Here is a 21164-nt window from a genome sequence, read left to right on the forward strand (position 1 = left end):
AAGTCAGACACGAGGGAAGATAACCATGACGCAGCCGGAAAACGACGTCCTCAAGGCCGCGCAGGACCACCTGTGGTTGCACTTCACCAGACACAGCTCTCACCAGCAGTCCGAGATCCCGACCATCGTCCGCGGTGAGGGCTGCTACGTCTACGACATCCACGGCAAGCGCTATCTCGATGGTCTGGCGGGGCTCTTCGTCGTCCAGGCCGGGCACGGGCGACAGGAGCTCGCCGAGGCCGCCGCCAAGCAGGCCCAGGAGCTCGCGTTCTTCCCGCTCTGGTCCTACGCCCACCCCAAGGCGGCGGAGCTGGCCCAGCGCCTGGCCGCCCACACACCCGGCGAGCTCAACCGCGTCTTCTTCACCACCGGCGGCGGCGAAGCCGTCGAATCGGCATGGAAGCTGGCCAAACAGTATTTCAAGCTCGTCGGCAAGCCGCTCAAGCACAAGGTCATCAGCCGTCAGATCGCCTACCACGGCACCCCGCAGGGCGCGCTGTCGATCACCGGCATCCCGGCGTTCAAGGAGATGTTCGAGCCGCTCGTGCCCGGCTCCATCAGGGTGCCCAACACCAACCACTACCGCGCCGACGAGATCACCGGGGTCAAGGGCATGAACGCCGAGGAGTACGGCTTCTGGGCCGCCGAGCGGGTGGCCCGCGCCATCGAGATGGAGGGCCCCGACACGGTGGCCGCCGTCTTCGCCGAGCCCGTGCAGAACGCCGGCGGTTGCTTCCCTCCCGCTCCCGGATACTTCCAGCGCCTGCGCGAGATCTGCGACGAGTACGACGTGCTGCTCGTCTCCGACGAGGTCATCTGCGCGTTCGGCCGGCTCGGCACCATGTTCGGCGGCCAGAAGTTCGACTACGTGCCGGACATCATCACCTGCGCCAAGGGCCTGACCAGCGGCTATTCCCCCATCGGCGCCATGATCGCGCACGAGCGGCTGTTCGAGCCGTTCAAGGACGGCGACACCATGTTCGCGCACGGCTACACCTTCGGCGGCCACCCCGTCTCCGCCGCCGTCGCGCTGGCCAACCTCGACATCTTCGAGCGCGAGGACCTGCTTGGCCACGTCACCAGGAACGAGCCGCTGTTCAAGGAGACCCTCGACGGCCTGCGCGACCTTCCGATCGTCGGCGACGTACGCGGCTCCGGCTACTTCTGGGGCATCGAACTCGTCAAGGACAAGACCACCAAGCAGACGTTCGACGCCGAGGAGTCGGAGCGGCTGCTGCGCGGCTTCCTGTCCAAGGCGCTGTACGAGGCCGGCCTCTACTGCCGCGCCGACGACCGCGGCGACCCCGTCATCCAGCTCGCGCCCCCGCTGATCGCCGGACCGGAGGAGTTCGCCGAGATCGGGTCGATCCTCCGCGACGTACTCACCCAGGCATGGGCGCGCCTGTAGAGGCCGCTCGCGTGACACACTCACGATCCGGTACGACGTGCCGGCGCCCGAAAGGAACCACCGCATGAAGATCGGCGTTCCCGCCGAGGTCAAGAACCATGAATACCGGGTCGCGGCGACCCCCGCGGGCGTGCACGAACTGGTGCGCAACGGCCACGACGTCACCGTCCAGCGGGGCGCCGGCCTGGGCTCGTCCATCACCGACGAGGAATACCTGGCGGCGGGCGCCAAGATCGTCGACAGCGCCGACGCGGTGTGGGGCGAGGCGAGCCTGGTGCTCAAGGTGAAGGAGCCGATCGCCGAGGAGTACCACCGGCTGCGGGAGGGGCTGGTGCTGTTCACCTACCTGCACCTGGCCGCCTCCCGCCCGTGCACCGACGCCCTGCTCAGGGCGGGAACCACCGGCATCGCGTACGAGACGGTGCAGGTGGGCGGGGCGCTGCCGCTGCTCGCCCCGATGTCGGAGGTCGCCGGCCGGCTCGCGCCGCAGGTGGGCGCGTACAACCTGATGCGCTTCAACGGCGGCCGCGGCGTGCTGCCGGGCGGCGTGCCCGGGGTGGCTCCCGCCAAGGTCGTCGTGATCGGCGGCGGCGTGTCGGGGCTGAACGCCGCGCAGATCGCCGTCGGCATGGGCGCCGACGTGACCGTGCTCGACACCAACCTCGACCGGCTGCGCTCCATCGACGCCATCTACCAGGGCCGGCTCAAGACGCTGGTCTCGACGTCGTACACGATCGAGCGGGAGGTCCCGCAGGCCGACCTCGTCATCGGCGCGGTGCTGATCCCGGGCGCCAAGGCCCCCACCCTGGTCTCCAACGACCTCGTGTCGCGCATGAAGCCGGGCTCCGTGCTCGTCGACATCGCCATCGACCAGGGCGGCTGCTTCGAGGACTCGCGGCCGACCACGCACGCCGACCCCACGTACACGGTGCACGACTCGGTCTTCTACTGCGTGGCCAACATGCCGGGTTCCGTCGCCAACACCTCCACCTACGCCCTCACCAACGCGACCCTCCCGTACGCGGTCAAGCTGGCGAACATGGGCTGGCGGGAGGCCGTCAAGGCTGACGACGGGCTCGCGGGCGGGCTCAACACGCACGACGGCCTGCTGACCAATCAGCCGGTCGCCGAGGCGCTCGGGCTCGCGTACACCCCGATGGCCGAACTCGTCTAGCCGTCCACGCCGTACGTCGTGCTGCGCACGATCTCCTCGGGGGTGAGCTGCTCCCTGGCGGTCGTCACGGCCCAGCGGTGACCGAAGGGGTCGCGCAGCACGCCGTACCGCTCGCCCCAGAACATCTCGTCCACCGGCATCTCCACCTCGGCACCCGCGCTGATCGCCCGCTCGGCCACCGCGTCGGGGTCCTCGACCTCCAGCAGGACGAGCACGGGGTTGCCGCCCAGCGTCGGCGGGGCAAGCGCGCCGAGGGCGGGTGTCTCCTCGCTGACCAGCAGCCGTCCGGCGCCGAGCTGGAGCTCGACGAAGAGGATCGTCCCGTCGGGCAGCGTGTTGCGGAACACCTCGACCGCGCCCAGACCCTCCCGGTAGAAGCCGATCGCCGCCTCCGTGTCGCGCACGAACAGGTGCGGGCACAATCCTTGCGGGCGTAGCGACGTCATGTGATCAGGCCTGCCTCTCTCGCGGCCGTCACCAGGCGGGTCATCAGCTCGGCCTCGTCCCGTGCGGCCCGCTCGCCCTGCGGGGTCAGTTGGTAGTAGCGCCTTCTGGCGTCGTGGGGCGCGGCCGGGTCTCCGGCGTCGGACTCCTCCACCAGCCCGTCGGCCACCAGCCGGTTGATGGTCCGGTAGAGCGTGCCGGGCCTCAGCTTGACCGCGCCGCCGCTGATCTCCTCGACGAACCGCATCACCGCGTAGCCATGCCCGCAGCCGCTGGCCAGGGCCAGGAGCACGTGGAACCCGGCGGCGGTGAGCATGATTGACACGATAGCAGCGCTCTGGTTATATCCGTTGTGGATATAACTATGGAGGTACAATGGCGCTCACCGTCAGCCAGGTCACCCTCTACGTCGACGACCAGCAGCGCGCGGTCGACTTCTGGACCGGCAAACTGGATTTCACGATCACCACCGACATGCCCTACGGCGACGACCGCTGGATCGAGGTCGAGCCGCCCGGCGGGGGCATCCGGCTGGTCCTCATCAAGGCCGCCCCCGACTGGCCCGCACCGGTCAAGGACATGCCCCACTATGTGCTGTTCGAGGCCGACGACATCGTCAGGACGTACGAGGAGCTCGTGGCGCGCGGCGTCGAGTTCGTCCAGCAGCCGCAGCACCAGCCGTGGGGCTGGTCCGCCGTCTTCAAGGACGACGAAGGCCACCAGTTCCACCTCGGCCAGCGCTGACCACCGCACCCGGGCCACTGGGACGGCAAACGCACCCGGGTCATTCGGCCGGCGCTGAGCACCGGGCCCACCTCGGCCGGTCAGCGCACCCCCAAGCGCCGGCGCAGGTCGCGCGCGGTGGCCAGGACGTGCCGGAGCTCTCCGGGGCTCGGCCACGGTGCGCTGCCCGGACGCAGCAGCGTGCCGCGTACCGACGCCAGATGCTCGACCGCGCTCATGTGCACCCCGCTCCGCTCCACCAGCCACCCGATCACCTCGGAATGGTCGTGCAGCGGCCGGGTCACCACGTCCCACGTGCCCAGCACCTCCGTCAGGTCCCGTACGTCCAGCGCCACCCCGCCCCTGCGCCCGGTCGCGGCGGCGGCCAGCTCCGCCCTCGCCGTCAGCTCCGGCTCGGCGGAGCGGCCCCAGGTGGGAGGCGGCGGGTCCGACAGCCACTCGCGCGCCTCGCCGTGCTCTCCCGCCACCGACAACAGTCCGCCCAGCTCGACCGCCGCCTCGTGGTGCCCGGCCAGCGCCGCCTGCCTGAACCAGTGTTGCCCGCCCGCCAGGTCGCCGAACTCGGCGATGAGCAGCAGCGCGTAGTCGTAGGCCGACTCTGGGTCGCCACCGGCGGCCGCCCGGCCGAACCAGTGGCTGGCCGCCGCGCTGTCGCCCAGCTCCACGCAGACGAACCCCGCCATCCGCTGGTCCTCCACCCGCCCGGCGCCGGCCGCGCGCTCGAACCAGGCCCGCGCCGTACGCAGGTCGCCCCTGGACAGCGCGAGACCGCCGAGCCGGGAGGCGGCGCCGGCGTGCTCGCACTTGGCGGCCAGCCGGTAGTAGGCCTCGGCGCCCTCAGGGTCGCGGCTGGCGTGCAGGTAGAGACCCATGCAGTGGGCCGACTCGGCGTGGCCGCCCCTGGCCCCGCGCTCCCACCAGTGCACGGTCTCCCCGTCGTCGCCCGCGGAATAGGCGAGGAAGCCCAGGTCGTGCGCCGAGGCGACGTCGCCGTCGGCCGCCGCCTGGCGGTGCCATTCGCGGGCCGCCGCCAGCTCGCCCGAGTCCTCGCACAACAGAGCTAGCCTGCGGGCCGCCCCCCGTGACCCGTTGCGCGCCGCCGCCTCGAACCAGCCCCTGGCGGCTACGGCGTCGCCGCGCTGTTCGAGCAGCAGCGTCGCCAGGTTGGCCGCGGCCTCGGCGTCGCCGGTGCTCGCGGCTCGCTCGTACCAGGAGACGGCCTCCTCCAGGCTGCCGTGCTTCTCGTGCCAGATGCCCAGGTTGTAGGCGCTGTCGACGTTGCCGCCCGCGGCGGCCCGCTCCCACCAGTGCTTGGCGGCCGCGCGGTCACCGTGCTGGGCGTACAGCTTGCCGAGCCGGTGCGCGGCCTGCGCGTCGCCCGCACGTGCCGCAGCCAGCAGCTCGTGCTCGTCCCCCGCACGTGGCGCCGGTACGGACGGCGCCGTCACCTCTCCTTGCCAGGCCATGGCGACAGAGTGGCACGTGATCACGCGATCGCGAACCGTAATCGCCGACAAGTGCTCCAGGGTGAACGCCGGATCGCGGTCTCCCGCGTGACCGTGCGGCGGTTTCCGCTCTCGCGCCGCGGTGTCCGCTGAATGTCCTCATGCTGACCTGGCCCGGTCCGTCCAGGCGCATGACGATGAAATCACACAGAGTAACGCCGCTCGCTCCCGGAGCTCGAGGCGGGAGCGTAACCGAAGGAGAGAAGGACGATGATGCGCAAGAGAACTGTCACGGGCCTCCTCGCGACCGTCGTGGCTGCGACCGGGCTGTGCCTGGCCTTCCCCGGAACCGCCATCGCGAAGGCCTGCGACGGAACGGCGCCGACCGGGCTGTCATCGCGAGCCGTGTGGTGGTGCGAGGGCTACTACATGACCTGGCAGGAGTGCCGCGACGCGGGGGCGGCGTACGTGGGTGCTCAAGGCGCGATCGCGTGGGCCTGCGACGAGGTGGGCGGCCCGAGGTACCCCTGGGGGCTCAGCATCCTGGACTGAAGCAGCGTCGATGGTCAATGCCCGGGTGAGGAGAAGGTGAGGATCCCCGCGTACATGCCCATCCCGCAGACGTAGCGTAGGCTTCCCGGTGGTTGTGGCGGCAGGTGTACGGTGGCCGGCAGGGCGACGTCGCGGCCGTGGATCACGACGGTGTCCGTGCAGCCGTGCTCGGCCACCTTGAAGACGACCTCGACGGGCACGCCCGCCCGGGCCGACACGATGGCCGGGCGGTAGCCGTCGCGGGTGGCCCATACCGTGACGCTTTGTCCTCCTGGCCCGGTGACCGCCTGCGCGGGGTCGGGGGCGGGCAGCCAGCCTCCGAGGCTGATCCCGGAGGCGGCGGTCCAGAGCCCTGCCGCGATCGCGACGACCCCGGCCAGCCTGGCCAGCCGGGTGCGGGAGACGCGCCGCAGCACGTAGCCGAGCAGCGCGAACGCCGGAGCCGTACCGATGACGAAGCCCGCCATGGCCGCCGCCCCCGCCACCGGCGACCCGCTGGAGACCGCGAGCAGTTCCATGCCGAGCGTCACGCCGCACGGCACCAGAATGGTGGCCGCGCCCAGCAGCGGCGCCCTGTACCTCGAAGGAGCCTGCGACGGCGGCGGGGCGCAGCCGGCGTGCCCGCGCCTCATGAGCCGGATCGCGAACACGATCACCGTGACGCCGGCCACGACGAGCAGCACGGCCCGCGCCTGCGGCGGCAGGGCGACGGCCGAGCCGAGCAGCCCCAGCAGCGCGCCGGCGACCGTGTGGGAGGCCAGCCGGCCGGCGAGGAACCACGCCACGAGCGCGCGATCACGCCCGTGGTGGCCGTCGGTCAGCCCCATGAGCAGCCCGCCCTGTGCCGCGGTGCACGAGGCGGTGCCGGCCACGAGCCCGGCGGCGACCCCACCGGCGAGCAGAGCGGCGGCGCTCACGCTCAGCGGGCCGGCGCGGTGTGGCCGTCGTACGTGCCGCGGAACCTGGCGATGAAGCGCATGTTCGTCCCCGCTCTCTATGAAGCCCGTACACGCAACGTAACCCGGCATCGCTCATGCGGAGAGTGACAGTTGCCGCACCTACGGTGACGTTGGGGTGCGGGCCGCGCAAGGTCGGGGCCGCGGGGGAGGCGGGTCGCGCCGGTGCGGGAACTCGTACGGCGGTGCGCGGCGCGGATGGTGCGCGGCGCACCGCCGTGTGAGCGGTGTTCAGGCCGGGGGACACGTCATGATGTCCCGCCCTTGAGAACGGAGAGCTTCTCGAAGTACTCGTCGTCGCTCATCTCGCCGCGGGCGTACCGCTCGGCGAGGATCTGCTCCGCGGACGCGGTCGGCGAACCGGCGGGCCCGGCGGGCCCGGCGTGTCCCGGGGGCCCCGCGGGGTGGGCCCGGCGGGGACCCCACCAGCCCTTGCGCCGGGCGATGATGGCCAGCGCCACGACGCCCACCCAGAACAGGCCCCAGAACAGCGGGAAGATCGGCCAGAACGCGCCGGAGCCGCCCCAGTGCGGCGCCAGCAGTGCGATGGTGTTCATGTCTCCTCCTTGACGGTTGCCTTCAGCATCCGCCGAGGGGCCGTGCGGCGAATCGCACGTCAGGTCCGTTTCGCGCTGCGCCCGGGGGAGTGCCCGGACCGCGCCCGCGTACGCCCGCCGGCGTAGGCGCGAAGCTTCACCTCGTCCCCGAGCCGGTCAGAAGACGCAGAACTCGTTGCCCTCGGGGTCGGCCATGATCACCCAGTCGTCGCGGGTGGCCACCACCGTGGCGCCCAGCTCGGTGAGGCGGTCGATCTCCGCGCCGGGGTCGTCGGAGTCGATGTCGAGGTGGAGGCGGTTCTTGACCACCTTGTGCTCCGGCACGTGCTGGAACCACAGCCGGGGCGGCCCGCCCTCGACCAGCACCGTAGGGTCGTCCTCCGGGTCGTCGATCCCGTTGGCGCGCAGCCGCGCGAGCTCGGCCTCGTCGTAGGGGGCCACCGCGTAGCCGTCGAGCACCGCCGCCCAGAACCTCGCCAGGGAGGCCGGGTGCCGGCAGTCGACCACCACGTCACGCAGTCGGGCCATCGGGCTTCCTCGCTTCGATCAGGAACCTGGCGGAGTGGGCGACGAACGGCCCTTCGCTCTCGATGCGATCGTGCAACGCGCGCAACCTGTCCTCGTAGCGCTCGACCGAGAAGCCCGGCACGATCCAGATCACCTTGCGCAGGAAGTAGACGACCGCGCCGATGTCGCGGAACTCCATGCGCAACCGCTCGGACCGCAGGTCGACCACTTCGAGCCCGGCGGCCTCCGCTTCCCGCTCGGCCTCCGCGGGGTCGCGGGCGGAGCCGTGGAGGGGGCCGAGGAAGAACTCCGCGAGCTCGTACACGCTTCTGGGCCCCACCTGCTGGGAGAGGTAGGAGCCGCCGGGCCGCAGCACGCGGGCGATCTCTTCCCACCATGTCTCGACGGGGTGGCGGCTGGCCACGAACTTGAAGGCGCCGCTCGCGAACGGCAGGCGTGGCTCCTCGTCGTCGGCCACCACCCAGGCGCCGCGTGGGCGCAGCCGGGAGGCGGCCAGCTTGAGGTTGGGCGGCCACGACTCGGTGGCCACGGTGACCGGCGGCAGCGTGGGGACCCCGGCCAGGATCTCGCCGCCGCCCGTCTGGATGTCGAGTGCGGACCCGACCGTGGCCAGGCGCTCGCCGAGCAGCCTGGCATAGCCCCATGACGGGCGCTCCTCGGTGGCCCGGCCGTCGAGCCAGGAGAAGTCCCAGCCGTCCACGGAGACGCCGGCCGCCTCCTGGACGAGATCGTCGTACGCGCGCCGCATGCTCCGACCCTGTCAGGAGCCAAGCCCGGCGTTCAACCATATTTCGTCACGTGAGGCGGCCGCGCGCCGCCGCGCGGTCGATCCCGAGCCGGTCGATGACCTGCGCGGCGGGATCGGGATGCGCCAGCGCCAGCAGGCCGAGCGCCAGGTGCCGGGGCGTCTCAGCCTCCCTCGTCTTCATCGTCGTGGCCTTGATGGCCTGGTTGAGCACGGCGCGGGCGCTGGAGGTGAGGGCGGTGTCGGGGGCCCGCGGATGTTTGCGCGGCGTCTTCGGCACGTCGCCGGCATCGAGGCCCAGCATGCGCAGGGCCGCCCGGTCGAGCTCGTCGAGCGCCGCGCGGGCGGCGGCCGGGTCGACGCCGCGCCGCCGCGCCTCCTCGAACGCGGACTTGATGATCAATGTGACCGTGCTCTTCTGCCTGCCGAACATCGCCGGCCTCGCTTTCCGTGCACGCCCGGCCTGGCCGCCGCGGTGTCCACCTGGTTCACGGCTCAGACGGCCCTGGCCCGCGGCGGGTCAGCCCGACGCGTACATGCCCTCCAGGTCCAGCAGGCGGACCTGCCCCTCCGCGGCGGCGGTCTCGAGGTCGGACGAGAATCCGTTCCTTGAGAAGAGCACAAACGAGGCGTCTCCGGCGTCCCAGCCGAGCGACATGAGCAGGTCGCGTATGGTGCCGCAACCTGTGGAGGTCGGCCGTCGTACGCGTTGTGTTGGTGCACTTGGCCTCGCCGATGAGGGTGATGCGGGCGCTTTTCGACCGGGGAAGCGTGGCACGGCTGACGGCCATGACGTCCACCTCGTGACCGCGGTGTTCCTGGCAGGCGACCTCCGTCGTGCCGACGTGGCCGATGTCATCCAGTCCCGCCTCCGCGCCGTGCCAGCGCACCCACGTGCGGGCGGCCTCCTCGAAGTGCGGTCCGAGGATCTTGTCGGAGAAGGTCTTACGCGAGCGTTCCCACACGACGCGGGCCTGGGAGGCGCGCCGGGCTACCGCGACATCGTCGGCGATCCGCCGGAACCTGGCGCGGAAGGGCTTCTTCACTGGCTGGAGCGGTCCGTACTCAACCCATCACACGTTCTGTTCACCGGACGCCGTTCGCCGCCTCACACAGGTGCTCCAGGAGGAAGGACCTGCCGTGACGGCGGCGACCGCGTACGACGCCGATGCGCAGACCTGGTGTGGGATCGGTAGCTAGCCTAACTGCGTTTTGGCTAGCCTTCAGGCCCAGCCCGGCTTCACCAGGCCCGACTCGTACGCGATGACCACCAGCTGGGCGCGGTCGCGGGCGTGGAGTTTCATCATGGACCGGCTCACGTGCGTCTTGGCCGTGGCCGGCGACATGAACAGCTTGGCCGCGATCTCGTCGTTGGTCATGCCGGTCCCGACCAGGGCGAGCACCTCACGCTCGCGCTCCGTGAGCTGGTCGAGCCCGTCGACGGCGACCGGGGCCTTGGCGCGGGTGGCGTATTCGGCGATCAGGCGGCGGGTGACGCTGGGCGACAGCAGGGCCTCGCCGGCCGCGACCACCCGGACGGCCTGGATCAGCTCGGCAGGCTCGGTGTCCTTGACGAGGAAGCCGCTGGCGCCGCCGCGCAGCGCCTCGAAGACGTACTCGTCCAGCTCGAACGTCGTCAGGATGATGATGTGCGGCCCCGGCGGCATCTGGCGGGTGGCGGTCAGCCCGTCGGTGCCCGGCATGCGGATGTCCATCAGCACCACGTCGGGCTGGTGCTCGCCCGCCAGCCGCACCGCTTCCGCGCCGTCGGTCGCCTCGGCCACGACGGTCATGTCGGGTTGGGCGTCGAGCAGCGCCTTGAAACCCGCCCGCACCAGCGCCTGGTCGTCGGCCAGCAGCACCTTGATCATGTGGTCTCCTCGGGTAGGGGGAGCCGGGCCTCGACCTCGAAGCCGGCGCCCGACGGGCCCGCCACCAGTGTGCCGCCCAGCGCGGAGGCCCGCTCCCGCATGCCGGGGATGCCGTTGCCGCTGCCGGCCTCGGCCAGCAGGGGCACGTCCGTCCCGCCCGTGTCGGACACCGTGATGAGCAGCTCGTGCTCGCCGTACTCCAGGCGGACGGCGACGTCGGAGCCGGGGGCGTGCCGGGCGGCGTTGGTGAGCGACTCCTGCACGATCCGGTACGCGGCCCGCTCCACCTGGGACGGCAGCGGCCGGGAGCCGGCGCGTTCGAGCGTCACCCTCACCCCGGAGCGCTCCACCAGCTCGTCGAGGCGGTCGAGCCCGGCGGTGGGGGCACGGGGGGCGCCCTCGCGCAGGACGTTCAGCACCGAGCGCATCTCGCCGAGCACCTCCTTCGACGCCGTCTTGATGGTGGACAGCGCGGTCCTCGCCTGCTCGGGGTTGGCGTCGATGAGGTGCAGCGCGGTGGAGGCCTGGACGTGGATGAGGGAGATGTTGTGCGCGAGCACGTCGTGCAGCTCCTGAGCCATGGTCAGGCGTTCTTCGCTGGCCTGCCGCCTGGCCTCCTCCTCGGCCGTGCGCTCGCGTTCGGCGCGGCGTTCCCTGACGATCCTGACCAGCTCGGCCAGCACCATGAGCAGCATGATGAAGGTCAGGATCCACACGCTGTGGAGGAGGTCGCGGTTGCCCATCAGCCAGCCGTAGGCGAGGAACGACACCAGCGTCGCCCCCGCCATGATCCACGCGATGAGCCGCTTGCCCCGCGTGACCAGCAGGAACAGCAGGACCGCCGGGCTGATGAAGCTGGGGCCGTAGGCGTACCCGGCGATCAGGAACAGGTCGTTGGCGGCCAGCGCCGCGGCGGTCGTGGTCAGCGGGAGACGCCGGTGCAGCAGGATCGCCAGCGGCCCCACCAGCAGCAGCCCATAGGCGTAGGGGTCGAGCGGCTCCCTGAAGGTTTGCTGCCCCCAGGAGGCGCCCCTGCCGATGACGAACTGGGCGGCGGCCACGATGAGGGCGAGGTAGGGGTCGAATCTGTACTTCCTGCGCACGTCACCCACGCTAGATCAACGCTTTGACCAGCGCATCATCCCTGTGTGTGAGGGGGCCCTACCACGACGGGCGTACCTGGGTCATCGTGGACACCATGCGCCGAGTGATCGTTCCCGCAGCAACAGCTCTCGTCCTGCTCGTGCCGGCGGCGCCCGCGCCGGCCAAGCCGCCGCAGAAGGTGCCGGTCGCGGAGGGGTACGGCGGCGCCGTGGCCACCGTCGACCTCGACGCCAGCAGGGCCGCCGTCTCCGTGCTCAGGAAGGGCGGCAACGCCATGGACGCCGCCGTCGCCGCGGGCGCGGTGCTCGGCGTCACGGAGCCGTACTCGTCGGGCCTGGCGGGCGGCGGTTTCATGGTCTACTACGACGCCGGGAAGCGGAAGGTCTTCACGATCGACGGCCGCGAGACCGCGCCCAGGGCGATGACCCCGACCACGCTGGAGGGCATCCCGTTCGAGGAGGGCGTGACCAGCGGCCTGTCCGCCGGCGTGCCGGGCACGGTCGCGAACTGGGACCTCGCCCTGCGCAGATTCGGCACGATCTCGCTCGCCAAGGCGCTGCGGCCCGCCATCGACGTGGCGTCCAAGGGCTTCGTCGTCGACCAGACCTTCCACGACCAGACCGCAGCCAACGCCGACCGCTTCAAGGACTTCGCCTCCACGGCCGAGCTCTACCTCCCGAACGGCGCCCCGCCGCCCGTCGGCTCGACCTTCAGGAACCCGGACCTGGCGGCCACGTACCGCGAGCTGGCCCAACGCGGCCCCCGCTGGTTGTACGGCGGGCGACTCGGCAAGGAGATCGTGGACACCGTCAAACGGCCGCCGGTCACCCCGGGCAGCACCCGCAACGTCCGGCCCGGCCTGATGGAGCTGTCCGACCTGCGCGCCTACCGGGCGCTCCTGCGCGAGCCCACGAAGGTCTCCTACAGGGGCATGGAAGTGTACGGCATGGCACCGCCGTCCTCGGGGGGCTCCACGGTCGGGGAGGCGCTCAACATCCTGGAGGCCCTGCCCGAGGTCGGCCTGCACGAATACCTGGAGGCGTCCAGGCTGGCCTTCGCCGACCGCGGCGCGTACGTCGGCGACATCCCCGGCGTGCCGCTCCAGCAGTTGTTGTCCGACGGCTTCGCCAAGGAGCGGGCCTGCCAGGTCGGCGACACGGCGATGGCGCATCCCGCCGCGCCCGGCGATCCCGACGGCTCGTACGAGCCGTGCCCGCGGCCCACGGGCAGCGCCGCGCCGGTCGCGAAGGAGGGCCCCGAGACCACCCACCTGGTGGTCGCCGACCGCTGGGGCAACGTGGTGGCCTACAACCTGACCATCGAGTCCACCGGCGGCAACGGCATCGTCGTGCCGGGGCGGGGCGTGCTGCTCAACAACGAGCTGACCGACTTCACGTTCGGCCCGGCGCCGGACGACCCGAACCTGCCGGGCCCCGGCAAGCGGCCGCGTTCGTCGATGGCGCCGACGCTGGTGTTCGACCACGGCAGGCCGGTGCTGGCGGCCGGCTCGCCCGGCGGCTCGACCATCATCACGACCGTGCTGCAGATCCTCGTCAACCGGTACGAGTTCGGCATGAGCCTGCCGGACGCGCTGGCCGCGCCACGTGCCACCCAGCGCAACACCGAGCAGACGCAGGCCGAGCAGGCGTTCCTGGACGAGCACCGGGCCGAGCTGGAGGCCAAGGGGCACACCTTCGCGCTCAACCCGGAGATCGGCGCCGCGACGGCGCTGGAGTTCCTCGGCAGGGGCCGCGTCCAGGCCGTGGCCGAGCCGAGCCGCAGGGGCGGCGGCAGCGCGATGGTCGTCGATCCGGCTAGAAGATGAGCTCGTAGGCGCCGGGTTTCACCTTCCGCGTACGTGCCCAGTACTCGAAGGTGAAGCCCGGCCAGATTGTCCTGTTGACTCCGTGTTCGTCCAGGTACCAGGACCGGCAACCGCCCGCGTTCCACACGAGCGGGTCGAGCCGTTCGCGCAGCCGCCGGTCGAACGCCCGCTGCGCCTCCGGTCTGACGTCGAGGGCCCTGGCGCGGGTCCTGGACAGCAGGCGCAGGCAGCCGATCACGTAGCGGACCTGCGCCTCGATCATGAAGGCGACCGAGTTGTGCCCGAGGCCGGTGTTGGGGCCGAGCAGGAAGAACAGGTTGGGGAAGCCGGAGGTGGTGATGCCGTAGTAGGTCTGGATGCCGTGCTGCCAGGCGTCCTGGATCTTCACGCCGCCCCTGCCGACGATGTGCTGCTCGGCGAGCGCGTCGAGCACCCGGAAGCCGGTGCCGTAGACGATCGCGTCGGCGGGGTGCTCGCGGCCGGCGGCGTCCACGAGCGAGTGCGGCCTGATCTCCGTGATCTCGTCGGTGACCAGTTCGACGTCGTCCCTCATCAGGGCCGGGTAGTAGTCGCTGGAGATCAGGATGCGCTTGCAGCCGATGAGGTAGCCGGGGGTGAGCCGGCGGCGCAGGTCGGGGTCGGGGACCTGGGCGTGCAAGTGCTTGAGCGCCAGCTTCTCGTGCGCCTTCATCAGCCGCGGGTCGACGGCGAAGCCGAGCGCGCGCGACTCCAGGGCCCAGTAGAGGGCGGTGCGCAGCGTCCTCGCCGCACCGGGCAGACGCAGGGCGTCGCGGGCCCGGGGCGGGATGGCGAAATCGGGTTTGGGGTGCAGCCACGGGGCCGTGCGCTGGAAGACGGTGAGCTCACGGGTGATGGGGGCGAGCCGGGGGACGAACTGTACGGCGGAGGCGCCGGTGCCGATGACGGCGACCCGCTTGCCGGTCAGGTCGACGGAGTGGTCCCAGGCGGCGGAGTGCATGGCTGGACCGACAAACGACTCGCGTCCCGAAATTTCGGGATATTTGGGGATGTGCAGGGCACCGATCGCGGAGATCACGGCGTTCGCGCGCAGCGTGCCGCCGTCGTCGGTGGTGACCGTCCAGTCGCGGCGGGCGTCGTCGTACTCGAGGGCGGTGACGTACCTGCCGTACCGGATGTGCGGGGTCACGCCGTGCCTGTCCGCGCATGACCGCAGATAGTCGTGGATCTCCTGCTGCGGCGCGAACATCCGCGACCAGCCGGGATTGAGGTCGAACGAGTACGAGTACATGTGCGACGGCACGTCGCACGCGCATCCGGGATAGGTGTTGTCGCGCCAGGTGCCGCCCAGGTCGCCGGCCTTCTCCAGGATGACGAAGTCGTGATGGCCGGCGGCCTTGAGCTTGATGGCCATGCAGACGCCGGCGAGCCCGGCGCCGATGATCACGATCCCAGCCATCGGACCTCCACGGCACTATTGGACAGTAGATCTAATGTATGGACGGGCGTCGATCGGGTCCAGAGTGAAACAAGCCACAGGAACGACGAAAACCCGCCACGGCCTCCGCAGCGGGTCGTCCTGGTCGGATGCCTACTGGAGCAGGAGGAAGGCGACGACGCCGACGATCACGACCGCGACGACGACGACGGCAACGATGGGGACGATGGGCGACTTCTTCGGCGGGGTCGCGGCTTCCTGCTCACGTCGCTGTGCGAACGCGCGGAACTGCTGGGTGTTGCCCGCCGGGTCGATATGCTGGTCAGACATGAGCAGCAGCCTAGCGTGAGCGTCTGTGTCATTTGCGGCGTTTGGCGGGATCTGTAGTGGGTGATGCACGCCCTGCTCAGGAGTGGCCTGATGAGAGGACCACCCCACCCGGCGGATAGTTTTGAACCATGCTGAGGACCCTGCTCTCCCCACGCTTGCTGGGGCTACACGTGCTGACCGTCGGGGTCCTCATCGCGTTCATCCTGCTCGGCCGCTGGCAGCTCGGCGTCTTCCACGACTCGGGCAGGCCGCGCGCCTCCACCGACCCCGCGCCCGTCGCGGTCACCACGCTCGCCCAGGTGAGCTCTCAGCTCGGCGGCGAGGCCGTCAGCCGCAGGGTCACGGCGGAGGGCGTCTATGACGCGGGCCGCCAGCTCCTGGTGGCCGACCGGCGGCCCGACGTCGACGCCCCCGGGGGCAACGTCTCCCGCGACCACGGCTACTGGGTGCTCACACCGCTCCGGCTCGACGACGGCACGCTGATGCCGGTGGTGCGCGGCTGGGCGAAGACCTCGGGCGACCCCGCGGTGGCCGCCGTGCCGGAGGGCAGGGTCGCGGTGTCGGGGCGGCTGCGTCCCCAGCAGGGAACCGACAGCGTGCAGCGCCGCGGCGAGGGGCTGCCGGCCGGCCAGGTGCAGACGGTGTCGACGGGCGAGCTGGTCAACCTGTGGACGGGGGAGAAGGTGCGCGCCGGCTATGTCGTGGCGCAACCGCCGTCGGGCTCGCTGGCGCAGGTGAAGGTCGACCCGCCCGTGGTCGGGGGCACGCTGACCTGGCGTAACCTCGCTTACGCCGCGAACTGGTGGATCTTTGCCGGATTCGCCGTTTTCATGTGGTTCCATTTCGTACGCGACGCCGTACGAGCGGATCGGGAACGTGGCAAGTCCCCTGAGATGGCTCTGGAAGGTTAAATCGTGGAATCGGCTCTGAAGCCCTTCCGGGTGCTGGCTTACGTGGTCGGCGTCATGCTGCTGGTGTTGTGCGTCGGCATGGTGCTGCGTTACGGCTTCGGCGAGGAGGCCATGTCGAAGATCATCGCGCCCATCCACGGCGGGCTCTACATGCTCTATCTCGTCGCCGTCATGAATCTGGGCATGAAGGCGCGCTGGACGTGGCCGTACATGCTCGGCGTCATGCTGGGCGGCACGGTGCCGTTCCTGTCCTTCTACGTCGAGCGCAGGGTGACCCAGCGGGTGCGGACGGCGCTGACCGCGGCGGAGGCCTGAGGCCTCCGCCGGGCGGCTCAGCGGCCGATGCCGCGCTTGCGCGCCCTCTTGAGGCGCTCGCGCTGCGACGGGTCGAGCATCAGGTAACCGATCACCGGAGCTGCGACCACGCCGAGGACAACCAGCAGGGTGACAAAGCCGGTGCCGAAGATCATCAGGGACAGCAGCACCGCGGCGCCTGCGCCGATGGCGTACTTCTGGACTGGCGACATCCTCAACATCCTCCGAACGCGGAGCGCGCGCCCCGCCTCTTCCACATTGTGCGTCGCCTGTCCAACGAGTGACACCTCCGTCGTTGTTCCGTTCGCGATGTATCGCAATCGTTGCCGAGGTTCTTCAGCTCCGCCGGCTCCTGATCGCGAGGAGCTCGGCGCGGAGTTCGTCAGGTGTCGGACGGTCCTGCGGATGGCCCGAAAGCAGCCGTAACAGGACGGGTGCCAGCGCGCCCGCCCTGGCCAGCCGCGCGCCCGGGGCCGGAGGCGCGCCCTCGACCGCGGCGAACAGCGTCGCGCCCAGCGACCACAGGTCGGCCTCCTGGCTCTGGGCGCCCTCGGGAGCGGTGTAGGCGGGCAGCGTACCCGCTCGCAGCAGCGGCAGGAGCCGCGCCCGCCCGCTACTGTCGATCATGACGTTGCCCGGCTGCACCCCGCCGTGGAACTCGCCGATGGCCAGCAGCCGGTCGAGCAGGGCGAGCCCCACCGCGGCGGCGTCCGCGGGCGGCAGCGGGCCCGACGCCGCGATGACGGCGTCCAGCGGGCGGTCCACGGCCAGCCGGTCGAGCGTCTCGCCCACCACGTCCAGCGGCGGCGCCCCCGACGGGTGCAACATCGCCCTGACCAGGGACCTGAGCGGGTCGGCGCCCTCGGCGGGTATCTGGCCCGGCGGGCGGCCCTCGATCGCGAAGTGCAGCGTGGCGGCCATCGACCACAGGTCGGCGGACGGCAACATGCTGAGGCTGGGAAAGCCGAACCCCGTGAGCACCGCCCGGCCCGTCGTGGTGAGCAGCACGTTGCCGGGATCGACCCGGCCGTGCACGATGCCCGCCTCGTGCGCGGTGGCCAGCGCCGAGAGGACACAGACTCCCACCCGCGCGGCCTGCGGGACGGGCAGCGGCCGGCGCGCGCGTACGGCCTGCTCCAGCGAGGCGCCCGAGACGAACTCCATCACCAGCCACGGCGCGCGGTCCTCGATCACGACGTCCAGCACCCGCACGATCGAGGCGTGCCGCAGTGTGGTGGCCCGTCGCGCCTCGTGCAGCGCGGCGTCGCGCAGCTCGGTGGGGACACGCAGCCGCCTGACCGCGACGTCGCGGTGGCGCGCCTCGTCGAAGGCCAGGAGCACGGACCCGGCGCCCAGGGGGTTGAGCAGCCGGTAACGGCCGGCCAGTCTGGTGGTCTCACCCATCTCGACGTGCACGATAGCGCCCGTGCGCACGCGTGGCCATCATGCGGGACCGCCTGCCAGCCAGGTCTCGTGGGCGTCGTGGATCTTGCCCCAGAGCTTCTCCTTCTCCTCCTCGCTCACGTCGTCGAGCGGCAGCGCGAACACGTCGGCCAGGGCCGCGAAATAGTCGCGGGCCGTGTCCAGGACGATCGTGTGCGCGCCCGCCCCCACCCGGCGCAGTTCGAGCCCGCGCAGGATGTCCGCGCCGGAGCCGTCGCGCCGCTGGACGACAGCGATTCGCACGAACCCGGACGCCGGAGACGTCGTCAAATGTTCATGCATGCTGACGAAGGCCGACATATCCGTGGGCGCTGGGCCAAAGTCCATACCTACGAACGAGCCACTCGGATCGTGGTCGAACCGCCAGCCGGCGGGCGCCACCTCGGAGGGACGCAGCCCGTACGTGAAAGGGCCCTGCCGGTAGGAGCCGGCGACCAGCGGGAGCGGCTCGTGCAGGCCGTCGCCCAGCCCGACGTCGACCATCCACTCACCACCCGGGTTGCCGTCAGAGGGCAGGCCGCGCGCCGTGAGCACCAGGTGGTTGGCGGTGACGCCGGGCTCGCCGCCCCGCAGCTGCGCGCCGCCGACATGCCGGGTCACGTCGTAGCCGAGCGCCCTGAGCAGCCCGGAGAACGCGCCGTTGAGGTGGTAGCAGTAGCCGCCGCGGCCACGGATGACACGCCCGGCCGACTCGGCGGGATCGACCGTGGTGGGGCGGCCCAGCCAGATCTCCAGGACCTCGTACGCGACCCGTTCGACGTGCGCGACATGCAGTGCCCGCAAATTCTCGGCGCTGACGGGAGCGCCGAGCAGCCCGGGCAGGCCGAGGCGGCGCAGGTATGCGGCTGTGTTCACTCGCCTAGTCTGCACCGGATATGCACAATTCCAGCAGTGTCGTCTGCACAGGGCGCTTCTAGGCTTCCGTACGTGGCAGAGCAGCGACGCATCCTCGTGGTCGAGGACGATGTGACGATCGCCCTGGCCGTCAGGAACAGGCTGGCGGCCGAGGGGTTCGACGTCAGGGTGGCGGGCGACGGGCAGGACGCGCTCATCCAGTACGGCAGGGCCGAACCCGACCTCGTGATCCTCGACCGGCTGCTGCCCGGCCTCGACGGGCTGGAGGTGTGCCGTCGCATGCAGGCGGCCAGGCCGGTGCCCGTGTTCATGCTGACCGCGCTCGGCGACGAGACCGACGTGCTCGTCGGACTCGGCGTCGGCGCGGACGACTACCTGGCCAAGCCGTTCAGCATGCGCGAGCTGGTCGCCAGGATCCACGCGCTGCTGCGCAGGGTCGAACGGGCCTCCCAGCTCGCCGTCGAGGACACCGTGATCAGGGTGGGCGAGGTCGAGATCGACACCGCGGCCCGCCGGGTGTTCGTACGCGGGGCGGAGGCGCAGCTCACCAGGACGGAGTTCGACCTGCTGCGGCGGCTGGCCGAACGGCCGGGGCAGGTCTTCGAGCGCGACCGGCTGCTGTCCGACGTGTGGGGCTTCTCCGAGGCCGCCGCCACCAGGACGGTCGACAGCCACGTACGGGCGCTGCGCCGCAAACTCGGCTCCGACGTGGTCCGCACCGTCCACGGCGTCGGCTACGCGCTGGTGCGGCAGTGAGGCCGCTCGACTTCCTGGGCCGGATCAAGGTCAAGCTCGGCATCGTGATCGTGCTGGCCGTGGGGACGGCGTTCGTCGTGAACGAGGTCGGCATCGCCTCCGGCCTGGCCGGCGAGGTGCGCATCGCGGTCGCCGTCGTCCTGGCGTTGATCATGGTACAGGTGCTGGCCATGGGCATGACCAAGCCGCTGCGCCAGATGGCCAGCGCCGCCCAGACGATCGCCAAGGGCAGCTACACGCTGCGCGTCAACGCCACCTCGCGCGACGAGGTGGGGGAGCTGGCCAGGGCGTTCAACGCGATGGCCGCCGACCTCGGCGAGGTCGACCGGCAGCGGCGCGAGCTCGTCGCGAACGTCAGCCACGAACTGCGCACACCCATCACCGGGCTCCGCGCCATCCTCGAGAACGTCGTGGACGGCGTCTCCGCGCCCGACCCGGTCACCATGTCGACCGCGCTCGCCCAGACCGAACGCCTCGGACGGCTCGTCGCCCAGTTGCTCGACCTGTCGCGACTCGACTCCGGGGTACGCCTCATCGAACCCGAACCCGTCGAGCTGGCACGGCTCGCCGAGCAGGCGGTCAGGGAGGCGTCGCTGGCCCGCGACGACGTCACCATCAGGTCGGCGGTCCCTGCCGGGCTCGGGGTGCGCGCCGACCCCGACCTGCTCGCCCAGGTCCTGTCCAACCTCCTCGACAACGCCGTACGCCACAGCCCGCCGGGCGGCGTCGTCACCGTCACCGGCGCGGAACACGGCGAGTCGGTACGGCTCGCCGTCGCCGACCCGGGGCCGGGCATCCCGGCGGCGGCGAGGGAACGTGTCTTCGAACGTTTCTCCCGCCTGGACGCGGGACGCACCGCCGACGCCGGGGGCGCAGGGCTGGGTCTGGCCATCGTGAAGGAGATCGTCGAGCTGCACGGGGGTTTCATCCGCATCGACGACTGCCCGGGGTGCCGGATGGTCGTCGAACTACCAGGGAGGACGACGATGGCGGACACGCCATTGCCACACGGACCAAGCACGGGGGACGAACGGCTGCCGTCCGAGGAGACGCGGGCGCCGGGCACGGCCGGTCCCGCGTCGGAGACCGCTACGCCGCCCGGGACCGCCGCCGCACCGGGGATTGCTCCGGCAGCGAACTCCGCATCGGAACCGCGGCCCGCATCTGTACCGGGGTCCGCTCCGGGTTCGGAGTCCGTTCTGGTTACGGGGTCCGCTCTGGTTACGGGGTCCGCATCGGGACCGGGGCTCGGATCGGGACCGGGGTCCGCGCCGGCAGCGGACGCCGGTTCAGGGCCGGGAGCCGACCTCGTGGAGGGCGGCGTGGTGACGGGGGACGTCGAATGGCCGCAGCCCGTACCGGCGCAGGACGCCCCAGCCGCTCCGGCCGGTGCCGGTGCTGCGGGGAGGGTCGCGTCCGGCAGCGGGGAGGGGTCCGCCGAGGACGCGACATGGGCCATACCGGAGACCGGCCGTGGTGCCGGGGCGGGCCCGGCTGCCGCGGCGGGGCGTGATGCCGGGGACGGTGTGCCGGCTGGGGGCGGTCGTGGTGGCGAAGGCGTCTCCGCGGCGGGTGCCGGTGTCGTGGCGGCGGGCTCGGCGGGGCTTGCGGCAGGTGGCGTCGGGCCGGTCCCTGGAGGGCGGGCGATGGACGCGACCATGCCCGGCGGGTCGCCGCCCCCCGGCCCGAGCTACGCCAGGATGCTCGGCGGCGGAATCATCGGGGTGCTGGTCGGGTTCGTGGTCGGGATGGTCGCCGCCATGATCGCCGGCATCGCCCTGGGC

General features: G+C 71.4%; 25 protein-coding genes. 9 read left to right on the forward strand and 16 right to left on the reverse strand.

What is annotated here, in order from left to right; all coding sequences use genetic code 11:
• Positions 1–25: 25 nt before the first annotated feature.
• Both GUY59_RS26260 and ald read left to right on the forward strand, forming a co-directional pair.
• Positions 26–1408, forward strand: coding sequence for an aspartate aminotransferase family protein (locus tag GUY59_RS26260; protein WP_138202426.1), 1383 nt, complete (start codon positions 26–28; stop codon positions 1406–1408).
• A 64-nt stretch (positions 1409–1472) separates the two neighbouring features.
• Positions 1473–2582 (forward strand): alanine dehydrogenase, encoded by a 1110-nt coding sequence (ald, locus tag GUY59_RS26265; protein WP_138202425.1) that lies wholly within the window; start codon positions 1473–1475, stop codon positions 2580–2582.
• Here ald and GUY59_RS26270 read toward each other — a convergent pair.
• The gene (locus GUY59_RS26270; RefSeq protein ID WP_138202424.1) at positions 2579–3028 is read right to left on the reverse strand and encodes a VOC family protein; all 450 of its coding nucleotides are present in this window, start codon (positions 3026–3028) and stop codon (positions 2579–2581) included. The genes ald and GUY59_RS26270 overlap by 4 nt on opposite strands.
• A complete protein-coding gene (locus tag GUY59_RS26275; protein ID WP_138202423.1) occupies positions 3025–3342 on the reverse strand; it encodes a PadR family transcriptional regulator in 318 nt (105 codons plus the stop codon). The genes GUY59_RS26270 and GUY59_RS26275 overlap by 4 nt, the downstream gene beginning before the upstream one ends.
• Positions 3343–3401: 59 nt before the next feature.
• On the opposite strand from GUY59_RS26275, the gene GUY59_RS26280 reads away from it, so the two are divergent.
• Positions 3402–3770: a VOC family protein gene (locus GUY59_RS26280; protein WP_138202422.1), complete on the forward strand. Its 369-nt coding sequence runs from the start codon at positions 3402–3404 to the stop codon at positions 3768–3770.
• A gap of 80 nt (positions 3771–3850) precedes the next feature.
• On the opposite strand, the gene GUY59_RS26285 is transcribed toward GUY59_RS26280, so the two are convergent.
• Positions 3851–5236 carry a tetratricopeptide repeat protein gene (locus tag GUY59_RS26285; RefSeq protein ID WP_138202421.1) on the reverse strand — a complete coding sequence of 462 codons (1386 nt, stop codon included), beginning with the start codon at positions 5234–5236 and terminating at the stop codon, positions 3851–3853.
• Between the two features lie 252 nt (positions 5237–5488).
• Here GUY59_RS26285 and GUY59_RS26290 point away from each other — a divergent pair, with 252 nt between their 5' ends.
• On the forward strand, positions 5489–5767 hold the full coding sequence (locus tag GUY59_RS26290) for a hypothetical protein (protein ID WP_161714709.1): 279 nt from the start codon (positions 5489–5491) through the stop codon (positions 5765–5767).
• A 14-nt stretch (positions 5768–5781) separates the two neighbouring features.
• On the opposite strand, the gene GUY59_RS26295 is transcribed toward GUY59_RS26290, so the two are convergent.
• From GUY59_RS26295 to GUY59_RS50855, 8 genes are all read right to left on the reverse strand, one after another.
• Positions 5782–6684, reverse strand: coding sequence for a sulfite exporter TauE/SafE family protein (locus GUY59_RS26295; protein WP_161714710.1), 903 nt, complete (start codon positions 6682–6684; stop codon positions 5782–5784).
• 287 nt (positions 6685–6971) lie between these two features.
• Positions 6972–7280 carry an SHOCT domain-containing protein gene (locus GUY59_RS26300; RefSeq protein ID WP_132340083.1) on the reverse strand — a complete coding sequence of 103 codons (309 nt, stop codon included), beginning with the start codon at positions 7278–7280 and terminating at the stop codon, positions 6972–6974.
• 156 nt (positions 7281–7436) lie between these two features.
• Positions 7437–7808 carry a VOC family protein gene (locus tag GUY59_RS26305; protein ID WP_138202418.1) on the reverse strand — a complete coding sequence of 124 codons (372 nt, stop codon included), beginning with the start codon at positions 7806–7808 and terminating at the stop codon, positions 7437–7439.
• Positions 7792–8556, reverse strand: coding sequence for a class I SAM-dependent methyltransferase (locus GUY59_RS26310; protein ID WP_138202417.1), 765 nt, complete (start codon positions 8554–8556; stop codon positions 7792–7794). The genes GUY59_RS26305 and GUY59_RS26310 overlap by 17 nt, the downstream gene beginning before the upstream one ends.
• 46 nt (positions 8557–8602) lie before the next feature.
• Positions 8603–8986 (reverse strand): hypothetical protein, encoded by a 384-nt coding sequence (locus GUY59_RS26315; protein WP_138202416.1) that lies wholly within the window; start codon positions 8984–8986, stop codon positions 8603–8605.
• Between the two features lie 87 nt (positions 8987–9073).
• The gene (locus tag GUY59_RS26320; protein WP_161714711.1) at positions 9074–9211 is read right to left on the reverse strand and encodes a hypothetical protein; all 138 of its coding nucleotides are present in this window, start codon (positions 9209–9211) and stop codon (positions 9074–9076) included.
• 565 nt (positions 9212–9776) lie between these two features.
• Positions 9777–10424 (reverse strand): response regulator transcription factor, encoded by a 648-nt coding sequence (locus GUY59_RS26325; protein WP_132340073.1) that lies wholly within the window; start codon positions 10422–10424, stop codon positions 9777–9779.
• Positions 10421–11527, reverse strand: coding sequence for a sensor histidine kinase (locus tag GUY59_RS50855; protein ID WP_138202415.1), 1107 nt, complete (start codon positions 11525–11527; stop codon positions 10421–10423). The genes GUY59_RS26325 and GUY59_RS50855 overlap by 4 nt, the downstream gene beginning before the upstream one ends.
• Positions 11528–11574: 47 nt before the next feature.
• Between GUY59_RS50855 and ggt the strand changes: the two genes are divergently transcribed.
• Positions 11575–13353, forward strand: a complete 1779-nt coding sequence (gene ggt, locus GUY59_RS26335) for a gamma-glutamyltransferase (RefSeq protein WP_442939016.1) — start codon at positions 11575–11577, stop codon at positions 13351–13353.
• Here the strand turns inward: ggt and GUY59_RS26340 are convergent.
• On the reverse strand, positions 13343–14791 hold the full coding sequence (locus GUY59_RS26340) for a flavin-containing monooxygenase (protein WP_138202414.1): 1449 nt from the start codon (positions 14789–14791) through the stop codon (positions 13343–13345). The genes ggt and GUY59_RS26340 overlap by 11 nt on opposite strands.
• 132 nt (positions 14792–14923) lie before the next feature.
• The gene (locus GUY59_RS47615; RefSeq protein WP_165960014.1) at positions 14924–15100 is read right to left on the reverse strand and encodes a hypothetical protein; all 177 of its coding nucleotides are present in this window, start codon (positions 15098–15100) and stop codon (positions 14924–14926) included.
• Positions 15101–15228: 128 nt separating this feature from the next.
• On the opposite strand from GUY59_RS47615, the gene GUY59_RS26345 reads away from it, so the two are divergent.
• Together GUY59_RS26345 and GUY59_RS26350 are read left to right on the forward strand one after the other, a co-directional pair.
• Complete coding sequence (locus tag GUY59_RS26345; RefSeq protein WP_138202413.1) at positions 15229–16011, forward strand: SURF1 family protein; 783 nt, start codon at positions 15229–15231, stop codon at positions 16009–16011.
• A 3-nt stretch (positions 16012–16014) separates the two neighbouring features.
• On the forward strand, positions 16015–16326 hold the full coding sequence (locus tag GUY59_RS26350; protein WP_132340065.1) for a DUF3817 domain-containing protein: 312 nt from the start codon (positions 16015–16017) through the stop codon (positions 16324–16326).
• Between the two features lie 17 nt (positions 16327–16343).
• On the opposite strand, the gene GUY59_RS26355 is transcribed toward GUY59_RS26350, so the two are convergent.
• The 3 genes from GUY59_RS26355 to GUY59_RS26365 all read right to left on the reverse strand — a co-directional run bounded on the left by GUY59_RS26355 (position 16344) and on the right by GUY59_RS26365 (position 18624).
• Complete coding sequence (locus GUY59_RS26355; RefSeq protein ID WP_132340063.1) at positions 16344–16538, reverse strand: hypothetical protein; 195 nt, start codon at positions 16536–16538, stop codon at positions 16344–16346.
• A 124-nt stretch (positions 16539–16662) separates the two neighbouring features.
• Entirely contained in the window at positions 16663–17760 is a 1098-nt protein-coding gene (locus GUY59_RS26360) for a protein kinase domain-containing protein (protein WP_138202412.1), read from the reverse strand.
• 9 nt (positions 17761–17769) lie between these two features.
• Positions 17770–18624, reverse strand: a complete 855-nt coding sequence (locus GUY59_RS26365; protein WP_138202411.1) for an arylamine N-acetyltransferase family protein — start codon at positions 18622–18624, stop codon at positions 17770–17772.
• A gap of 72 nt (positions 18625–18696) precedes the next feature.
• On the opposite strand from GUY59_RS26365, the gene GUY59_RS26370 reads away from it, so the two are divergent.
• Together GUY59_RS26370 and GUY59_RS48975 are read left to right on the forward strand one after the other, a co-directional pair.
• On the forward strand, positions 18697–19380 hold the full coding sequence (locus tag GUY59_RS26370) for a response regulator transcription factor (protein WP_171055452.1): 684 nt from the start codon (positions 18697–18699) through the stop codon (positions 19378–19380).
• The coding region (locus GUY59_RS48975) for a sensor histidine kinase (RefSeq protein WP_330849204.1) at positions 19377–21164 on the forward strand (1788 nt) is incomplete at its 3' end. The genes GUY59_RS26370 and GUY59_RS48975, both read left to right, overlap by 4 nt.

The organism is Nonomuraea sp. K271, from assembly GCF_009908215.1.
GTDB classification, from domain to species: Bacteria; Actinomycetota; Actinomycetes; order Streptosporangiales; family Streptosporangiaceae; genus Nonomuraea; species Nonomuraea longispora.